This is a genomic window from Cyanobium sp. Lug-B (assembly GCF_024345635.1).
Taxonomy (GTDB): domain Bacteria; phylum Cyanobacteriota; class Cyanobacteriia; order PCC-6307; family Cyanobiaceae; genus Cyanobium; species Cyanobium minutissimum.
Genome location: NZ_JAGQBM010000097.1, coordinates 1 through 7,621, shown reverse-complemented (window position 1 = coordinate 7,621; position 7,621 = coordinate 1). Strand labels below are relative to the sequence as shown.

General features: G+C 71.0%; 11 protein-coding genes and 1 pseudogene. 6 read left to right on the top strand and 6 right to left on the bottom strand.

Going from position 1 to position 7,621, the window contains the following annotated elements:
- From KBY81_RS15880 to KBY81_RS15870, 3 genes and pseudogenes are all read left to right on the top strand, one after another.
- Positions 1–434 (top strand): annotated as a pseudogene (locus tag KBY81_RS15880) (o-succinylbenzoate--CoA ligase); the annotation flags it as partial.
- A 15-nt stretch (positions 435–449) separates the two neighbouring features.
- Positions 450–716, top strand: coding sequence for a TM2 domain-containing protein (locus KBY81_RS15875; protein ID WP_106219347.1), 267 nt, complete (start codon positions 450–452; stop codon positions 714–716).
- A 5-nt stretch (positions 717–721) separates the two neighbouring features.
- Positions 722–907 (top strand): hypothetical protein, encoded by a 186-nt coding sequence (locus KBY81_RS15870; RefSeq protein WP_254977025.1) that lies wholly within the window; start codon positions 722–724, stop codon positions 905–907.
- On the opposite strand, the gene KBY81_RS15865 is transcribed toward KBY81_RS15870, so the two are convergent.
- Positions 904–1,347: a thioesterase family protein gene (locus KBY81_RS15865; protein ID WP_254977024.1), complete on the bottom strand. Its 444-nt coding sequence runs from the start codon at positions 1,345–1,347 to the stop codon at positions 904–906. The two genes, KBY81_RS15870 and KBY81_RS15865, sit on opposite strands and share 4 nt — an antisense overlap.
- 118 nt (positions 1,348–1,465) lie before the next feature.
- Between KBY81_RS15865 and KBY81_RS15860 the strand changes: the two genes are divergently transcribed.
- Positions 1,466–2,152 (top strand): hypothetical protein, encoded by a 687-nt coding sequence (locus KBY81_RS15860; RefSeq protein ID WP_254977023.1) that lies wholly within the window; start codon positions 1,466–1,468, stop codon positions 2,150–2,152.
- A gap of 12 nt (positions 2,153–2,164) precedes the next feature.
- Here the strand turns inward: KBY81_RS15860 and KBY81_RS15855 are convergent, their stop codons facing one another.
- The 3 genes from KBY81_RS15855 to KBY81_RS15845 form a co-directional block, all read right to left on the bottom strand.
- Complete coding sequence (locus KBY81_RS15855) at positions 2,165–3,046, bottom strand: acyl-CoA desaturase (RefSeq protein WP_106219343.1); 882 nt, start codon at positions 3,044–3,046, stop codon at positions 2,165–2,167.
- A gap of 123 nt (positions 3,047–3,169) precedes the next feature.
- Positions 3,170–3,583, bottom strand: coding sequence for a DUF2752 domain-containing protein (locus KBY81_RS15850; RefSeq protein WP_106219342.1), 414 nt, complete (start codon positions 3,581–3,583; stop codon positions 3,170–3,172).
- On the bottom strand, positions 3,580–4,764 hold the full coding sequence (locus KBY81_RS15845) for an NAD(P)H-quinone oxidoreductase subunit H (RefSeq protein WP_106219341.1): 1,185 nt from the start codon (positions 4,762–4,764) through the stop codon (positions 3,580–3,582). The genes KBY81_RS15850 and KBY81_RS15845 overlap by 4 nt, the downstream gene beginning before the upstream one ends.
- A gap of 43 nt (positions 4,765–4,807) precedes the next feature.
- Here KBY81_RS15845 and rsmH point away from each other — a divergent pair, with 43 nt between their 5' ends.
- Positions 4,808–5,722 (top strand): 16S rRNA (cytosine(1402)-N(4))-methyltransferase RsmH, encoded by a 915-nt coding sequence (rsmH, locus tag KBY81_RS15840; RefSeq protein WP_254977022.1) that lies wholly within the window; start codon positions 4,808–4,810, stop codon positions 5,720–5,722.
- A 10-nt stretch (positions 5,723–5,732) separates the two neighbouring features.
- Positions 5,733–6,317 (top strand): DUF456 family protein, encoded by a 585-nt coding sequence (locus tag KBY81_RS15835; protein ID WP_254977021.1) that lies wholly within the window; start codon positions 5,733–5,735, stop codon positions 6,315–6,317.
- Positions 6,318–6,366: 49 nt separating this feature from the next.
- Here the strand turns inward: KBY81_RS15835 and KBY81_RS15830 are convergent, their stop codons facing one another.
- Together KBY81_RS15830 and KBY81_RS15825 are read right to left on the bottom strand one after the other, a co-directional pair.
- Positions 6,367–7,200, bottom strand: a complete 834-nt coding sequence (locus tag KBY81_RS15830; protein ID WP_254977020.1) for a hypothetical protein — start codon at positions 7,198–7,200, stop codon at positions 6,367–6,369.
- A gap of 25 nt (positions 7,201–7,225) precedes the next feature.
- The coding region (locus KBY81_RS15825) for an aminotransferase class V-fold PLP-dependent enzyme (RefSeq protein ID WP_254977019.1) at positions 7,226–7,621 on the bottom strand (396 nt) is incomplete at its 5' end.

The following is a 7,621-nucleotide window of genomic DNA, read 5'->3' as shown; positions in this document are numbered from 1 at the left end:
GCTTGCAGCCCCTGCCGCTGCAGCCGGACGGCTGGTGGCGCAGCGGCGACGGCGGCCGGATCGGGCCCGAGGGGCTGGAGCTGCTCGGCCGCCTCGATGGGGCCCTGCACAGCGGCGGCGAGACGGTGTTCCCGGAGCGGCTGGAGGAGCGGCTGCAGGCCGAGGCGGCGCAGCGGGGGGCGGGCCTGGCGGCGGTGCTGCTGCTGGCCCGGCCCGATCCGGAGTGGGGGGAACGGCTGGTGGCCCTGGTGCGGCCACTCAGGCAGGAGGAAGGGGCGGAGCTGCTCGGGCGGCTGCAGGCCATCACGGCCGATTGGCCCCCCGCCGAGCGGCCCAGGGGCTGGCACCTGTGCCCCTCGCTGGCGCCCACCGCCGCAGGCAAATGGCAACGGGGACGTTGGCAGCGCTGGCTGGACTCGCTAGAAGCCTTCTGAAACGCCCCTGCAACGATGACCGAAAGTCAACAGGTCGAGACCAGCAACAAGAAGCTGGCGGCAGGGCTGCTGGCCATCTTCCTGGGGTCGCTGGGCATCCACAAGTTCGTCCTGGGCTACAGCAAGGCCGGGCTGATCATGTTGCTGGTCACGGTGCTCACCTGCGGCTTCGGGGCTTCGGTGATGGGGATCATCGGAGTGATCGAAGGCGTCATTTATCTCACCAAGTCCACCGAGGAGTTCCAGGCCCAGTACATCGACGCCACCCGGGAGTGGTTCTGATGCCCGTGCTGCGGCCCGCAGCGGGTCGGCCGCGGCGGCTGGCCCTTCTCCTGGTGGCGGGAGGCGGGCTGGTGAGTTTCCTGGCCCTGGCCTCCACGCCCCACGATGGCCTGCACCCCCTGGCCCTCATGGCGGCACTGCTGCCGCTGCAGCTGGCCGCCCTGGCCTGGGCCGGGATCCACCGCCGCTAGGGGCCCGTGCGGCTGGCCTCCAGCCACGCCCCGATGGCATCGGGCAGGGCCGTCCGCCGCCGGCTGGCCGCCTCAATGGCTATGTGCCGGGTCAGCCCCGTGGCCGCCTCCAGGCCCTCGTGCAGGAAGCGGTAGCCAATCTCGAAGCTGCCGCCGTCGAGCTGCAGGGGCCGCAGCTCGATCGCCAGAGGATCGCCGCAGGCCAGGGGGCGCCGGTAGTCGGCGCTGACATGCACGATCGGCAGGGCCACGGCCGGGGTCCGGCCCGGCCCGGGGAAGATCTCGCCGGCCACCACGCCAAACCGCTCCAGGCTTTCCTCGTAGGCCACATGGCACCAACGCAGCAGCTGGTGGAAGTGCATCACCCCGGCGGCATCGGTGTCGCCGAAGCGCACCGTGCGGCAGAGCAGCAGCCAGTCGGCCGGGTCGGATGGGGACATGCAGCCTCAGGGGCGCTCCTCGACCCATGCTGATGCCCCCTTCTGCCCCCGGCAGGTCTGAAGCCGTTGCTGGCCCGGCGGAACGCCCCTAGGTTCCGCCCAGTACGAACCCTTCCCCTTGGCCGCCGCGATCGCCTACGAGCCCCCCAGCATCTCCAAGGCCTGGGCCGCCTTCCTGGCCCACATCCCCACCATCCTGCTGATCTGGGTGGTGACGATCGTCATCGGTGTCATCGGCGTCGTGGCCTCGCTGGCACTCACCACCCTGGGGGTGGGTCTCTCCAGCGGCGCCGCGGGTGCGGAGGCCGCGGCAGGCCTGGGGGCGGTGCTCGGCAACCTGGTGCAGCTGCCCTTCACGATCCTCTCCAATCTGGTGGGGGTTCTGTTCGTGGCCGTTCCGGCGATGCACTACGCCAGTGGCGAGATCATCGATGCCGAAGCTGCCCTGCGGGTGCTGATGCAAAGGCCGGTGCGCTACATCCTGGCCGGTGCCCTGTTCACGGTCGTGGCGGCCATCGGCTTTGTCCTGTGCATCCTGCCCGGCCTCGCCGTCACCCTGGTGATGCCGGTGTACGTCAACAAGGTGTTCCTCACCGACAGCCCCATTCTCGACGCCTTCTCCTCCTCGTTCCAGGCTGTGTACGGCTCGCCCCAGGGCCGGGTGTTCGCCGGCATCGAGCTGCTGGCCTGGCTGCTGGTCCTGCTGGTGTCCATGCTCACCTGCTTCCTGGGCTCGCTGGTGGCGGTGCCGGTGGCCACCTTCTACATCCAGAACGCCGCGTACCACCGGGGGGTGCTCAGCTGAGGGGACACCGCCTCAGGGGCGTACCCGCTCGAGCAGTTCCTCCGCCGCCGGCAGTCGCAGCCGATCCGCCCAGCCCAGGCGTTCGAGGCCGCGGATGAAGACATAGGTGGGATCAGGCAGCGGCCTGATGCGGCCCCCTCGCACCCCGTAGCCCTGCCGCACCGACCACTGGAAGGCGTGATGCAGGTTGTGCCAGCCCTCTCCGAGGGTGATCAGCGCCACCCAGCCGTTGTTCCGGCTCATGTCGTTGGTGAGGAACGGCCGCTCACCGGCGATGTGGGCCAGAGAATTCACCGTGGCCACGCCGTGGAAGAGCAACGTGGTGCTCAGGAAGAAGGCCGCCAGCCACTCGGGTCCGCCGAGCAGATAGGAGATCCCGCCCAGGGCCAGCAGCGGCACGAAATGCAGGCGGTCGATCAGCCTGAGCACAGGATCCGCCTCCACATCGGCGGGCAACCGCTCCGGGAAGAACGAGGGTGCGAGCAGCCAGCCCGCCTGCGAGCGCCAGAAACCACCCAGGCCTGCCTCAGGCTTCAGGGGCGAATGGGGATCGAGGTCGGTGTCCACATGGCGGTGGTGGGCCAGGTGATGGGCCTTCCACCAGCTCGGTCCCATCTGCCCCGCCGAGGCCCCCACCAGGGACCCGATCCAGTGCACCAGCCTGGGCGCCCGGTAGCTGCCATGGGTGATCAGGCGGTGGTAGATCGCTGTGGTGGCCAGCATCCGGATCAGGTAGAGCGCCAGCGCCCAGCCCGCGGCCGCCAGGCTCAGACCGGTGGCCAGCAGCAGCAGGCAGCCGAGGTGCGACACCAGGATGAAGACAGGCCCCAGGGCGTAGAGGAAAAAACGAACACGACCGCTGTCCAGGGGGAACGTCTGTAAAGAGGAATTCACACTAGGCGCTGGCTTCGGGACGCCGAGCACGCCATTCCAGTTCTGAAGCCGGGATGGGGTCCTCGGGTATCGCCGCCCTCCACCGTCAGCCGCAGCGTGGCCTCGGCCGTGCGTGCCGGGTCCTCATCGAAGCGGAAACGCCTGCAGGCCCATGCCGTAGGTCAGCCCCATGCGGCCGGCCCAGTAGAGCAGCAGCAGCGTGCCCATGGCCGCCAGGTGCCAGCCCCGCAGCACCCGGGGCACCAGCCGGCCGGTGTGCAGGGCGTTCAGCGACCAGAGCACCAGGCCGGCGGCCAGCACCGGGCCGAAGGCGTGCAGGGCCACGGCGTCGTCGAAGCGACCCACCAGGCTCGCCGCCGTGGCCCGGGTGAGATAGCAGGTGGGGCAGGGGATGCCGGTGAGGGCCCGCAACGGGCAGCTGAGGCCGGGCAGCCCCGGATGCAGCCCCTTGAGCACCAGCAGGCCTGTGGCCCCCAGCGGCAGGAGGGGGCCGCAACGGGCGAGCCGGCGGATCCAGCGCCGGCCGGCCGACGTCACCGATCCACCGAACCCATGATCACGTCGATCGAACCGAGGATGGCCATGATGTCGGCCACCTTCGCCCCCTTGAGGATGTGGGGGAGGATCTGGAGGTTGTTGAAATCGGCGGCGCGGATCTTCCAGCGCCAGGGGGTGACGTCGTTGTTGCCCATGATGAACACGCCCAGTTCACCCTTGCCCGATTCCACCCGGCAATACAGCTCGCCATCGGGAATCTTGAAGGTGGGCGCCACCTTCTTGGCGACGTACTGGTAATCGAAGCCGTACCACTCGCTCTTCTTGCCTTCGGCCATCCGCCGGGCTTCCAGATTCTCGGTGGGGCCGCCGGGAATCATGGTGATGGCCTGGCGCAGGATCTTCAGGGACTGGCGCATCTCCTCGATCCGCACCCGGTAGCGGGCGTAGCAGTCGCCCTCCTTCTCCCACGCCACCGACCATTCGAAGTCGTCGTAGCACTCGTAGTGATCGACCTTGCGCAGATCCCAGGGCACACCGGAGGCGCGCAGCATCGGGCCGGAGAGGCTCCAGTTGATCGCCTGCTCCCTGCCGATCACACCGAGCCCCTCGATCCGCTTGCGGAAGATGGGGTTGTTGGTGATCAGTTTTTCGTACTCATCGATCTTGGGACCGAACCAGTCGCAGAAGTCGGCACACTTCTCCAGCCAGCCATAGGGAAGATCGACGGCCACCCCGCCGATGCGGAAGTAGTTGTTGTTGATCAGCCGCTGGCCGGTGGCCGCTTCCCACAGGTCGTAGATCATCTCCCGCTCCCGGAAGATGTAGAAGAAGGGCGTCTGGGCGCCCACGTCAGCGAGGAAGGGGCCCAGCCAGAGCAGGTGGTTGGCGATGCGGTTGAGCTCCAGCATCAGCACCCGGATGTAGCTGGCGCGCCTGGGCACCGGCACGTCGGCCAGCTTCTCCGGGGCGTTCACCGTGATCGCTTCGTTGAACATGCCCGCCGCGTAGTCCCAGCGGCTCACGTAGGGCACGAACATGACGTTGGTGCGGTTCTCGGCGATCTTCTCCATGCCGCGATGGAGATAGCCGATCACCGGCTCGCAGTCGATCACGTCCTCGCCGTCGAGGGTCACCACGAGCCGCAGCACCCCGTGCATCGACGGGTGATGGGGGCCGAAATTGACCACCATCGGCTCGGTGCGGGTCTCGAGCTGGGTCATGCCCTTCGCAAGGAACGGAGTGCCGGGATCTTAGGAAGGTGAGATGGCCGTTTCGTTCGCCCATCTCCCGGTTCTGGCCGATTCGGTGCTCGCGGCCTTCTCCGGGTTGCCTGGACAACCGGCCGACGCCGGTGACGGGGCTGCCGAGGCCGGAGAGCCGCTGCTGCTCGACTGCACCCTCGGCGGGGGCGGCCACAGTGCCCTGCTGCTGGCGGCCCACCCCGCTCTGCGCCTGATCGGCCTCGACCGGGACCCCGCCGCCCGTGCCGCCGCCGCGGAGCGGCTCGCCCCCTTCGGCGACCGCGCCCGGATCGAGGCGGCCAACTTCGCCGACTTCACCCCGCCCGCTCCCCTGGTGGGGGTGCTGGCCGATCTGGGAGTCAGCAGTCCCCAGCTGGACGAGCCCGGCCGGGGCTTCAGCTTCCGCGCCCCCGGCCCCCTCGACATGCGCATGGATCCTGCCGCCGGTGAGACCGCTGCCGAGCTGATCGACCGGCTGGAGGAGTCGGCCCTGGCGGACCTGATCCACGGCTACGGCGAGGAGCGGCTGTCACGCCGGATCGCCCGGCGCCTGGTGGCCGAGCGCCCCTGGGCCGGCAGCGGCCGCACCACGGCCGATCTGGCCTACGCCGTGGCCGGCTGCTTCCCCCCCAAGGCGCGCCACGGCCGGATCCACCCGGCCACCCGCACCTTCCAGGCCCTGCGGATCGCGGTCAACGATGAGCTGGGCGCCCTCGACCGGCTGCTGGAGCGCGCCCCCGATTGGCTGGTGCCGGGCGGGCTGCTGGCGGTGATCAGCTTCCACTCCCTCGAGGACCGGCGCGTCAAGACCGCTTTCCTCAGCGACCCGCGCCTGGAGCGGCTCACCCGCAAACCCTTGGTGGCCAGTGAGGAGGAGGAGCAGGCCAACCCCCGCAGCCGCTCCGCCAAGCTGCGGGTGGCCCGCCGCGTGGCCTGAGCCGTTTGCCATGACCCCGGTCAGCCTGCCCAGCCTCGACCGCGCCGATCTGCTCTGGTGGATCGCCCTGCTGATCCAGGCCCTCGCCATCCCGGGCACGGTGCTGCCGGTGGCGCCCGGCCTGACCCTGCTGCCTGTGGGCGCCCTGCTCTGGTGCTGGGCCGTCGGCTGGGCCGCCGGCTGGCCGGCCCTGGCCCTGGCCGTGGTGCTGCTGCTCCTGGGCTGGGGGGCCGAGGCCCTGGGCCTGCTGCTCGGCCCGGCCCGGCTGCAGGCCACCCGCTGGAGCTACGTCGGGGCCGGCGTGGGGTTGCTGGTGGGCCTGCTGGGGCTGCTGCCGGCCCTGCCGGTGGGCGGGCCCCTGCTGGGGGCCCTGGTGGGTCCGCTGCTGGGGGCCAGCCTGGGTGAGCTGATCACGGCCCCCCCGACCCTCGGCCCGCCCGGCCTGGGCCGGCTGCGGCGCTCCCTGCTGGTGGGCCTGGCGGTGGTGGCCGGGATGCTCGTGAGCCGGGTGGCCCAGCTGCTGCTGGCCCTGGTGGGGGTGCTGGGCTTCGTGCTGCTGACGGTGGGCCCTTTCGCGCCCGGAGTCGGCGGCTGAGACGGCAGCCGAGACGGCAGCTGAGACGGCGCCGGCCGCCCAGGCGCCTTCAGCGGCCGGGCAGGGGCGGCAGAGGATCGGGGCCGCCGCCGGCCAGCACCAGCTGCCGGTAGGCCGCCGTGGCGATGCAGACCACCAGGGGCCAGGCCACGAAGCCGCCCACCAGGCAGGCCAGCAGACCCAGGAGCACCAGCAGACCTTCGATCAGGGTGAGCAGCAGCACCATCAGCCAGCTGGGGTCCACCAGGGACCGCCCGCGCTGCACGGCGGTGCGGGAGCCGGCGCGCTCGAACAGCACGATCTGGGTGAGGAAGCTCTGGTTGATCGCCAGGTAGATCACCCCCAGCAGCACCACCCCCAGCAGCAGGGCGAACACCACCGCCAGGCTCAGCCCGAGCACCTCCACCAGGGTGCGGCTGAACGGCACCAGCTGGTCGGCGTAGACGCTCAGCAGGGCCAGGGGCCCGCCCACCAGCAGCAGCAGGCCGAGCAGGGGCACCGCCACCAGCGCCACCAGCACCAGCCAGGCGCGCAGCAGCCGCAGGAAGGCCTCCCCGTCCCAGCGCATCAGCTGCCCGAGGGAGGGGTGGCCGCCCTGCAGGGCGCTGCCGGCGCCGCGCACCAGCCCGATGGCGCACCAGAGATTCAGCAGCAGGTTGGCCGACAGCCCGATCAGGTAGAGCACCCAGTCGAAGGGGTCGCTGGAGGCCACGCCGCCGCTGCTGATGCGGCTCTGCAGGGGCTGGATCAGGAACTGGAGGGCCACCACCAGCAGGGGGAAGCCGACGAAGGGGCCCGGGCTGCGACTGAAGGCCCGCCAGCCCTCCTGGAGTGCATCACCGAAATTGAGCCGGGGGCCCTGCCGACCGCCGGGTGTGGACATCAAGGGAAGGGCGCAGACCCGAAAGCTAGACAGCCACCCGCAGCTCCGCCACCGCCTCGCCCACCGCCGCCACGGCGACGTCGATGTCCTTCGCCGTGGTGCCCCGACCCAGGCCGAAGCGGATCGCGGCGCCGGCGGCGTGGCGGTCGAGGCCGAGGGCGGCCAGCACGTGGGAGGGGCTGCCCTGGCTGCAGGCCGAACCGCTGCTCACCGCCAGCACCCGGCGCAGCTGGCGGTGCAGGCGGGTGCCGTCCACACCCTCGACGCTGACGTTGAGGCTGTGGGGCAGGCACTGCCGCGGGTGGCCGTTGCGGCGCACCCCGCCCAGGGCCGCCAGACCCTCCCACAGCCGGTCCCGCAGGGCCCCGAGCCGTCCGGCCCTCGCCTCCCGGTCGGCCAGGGCGCCGGCCACCGCAGCGCC

Excerpts from the sequence above, each read along its gene's own strand:
- KBY81_RS15875 (WP_106219347.1), top strand. The coding sequence starts at position 450 with ATGACCGAAAGTCAACAGGTCGAGACCAGCAACAAGAAGCTGGCGGCA.
- KBY81_RS15865 (WP_254977024.1), bottom strand. The coding sequence starts at position 1,347 with ATGTCCCCATCCGACCCGGCCGACTGGCTGCTGCTCTGCCGCACGGTG.
- KBY81_RS15845 (WP_106219341.1), bottom strand. The coding sequence starts at position 4,764 with ATGACCCAGCTCGAGACCCGCACCGAGCCGATGGTGGTCAATTTCGGC.
- rsmH (WP_254977022.1), top strand. The coding sequence starts at position 4,808 with ATGGCCGTTTCGTTCGCCCATCTCCCGGTTCTGGCCGATTCGGTGCTC.
- KBY81_RS15835 (WP_254977021.1), top strand. The coding sequence starts at position 5,733 with ATGACCCCGGTCAGCCTGCCCAGCCTCGACCGCGCCGATCTGCTCTGG.
- KBY81_RS15830 (WP_254977020.1), bottom strand. The coding sequence starts at position 7,200 with ATGTCCACACCCGGCGGTCGGCAGGGCCCCCGGCTCAATTTCGGTGAT.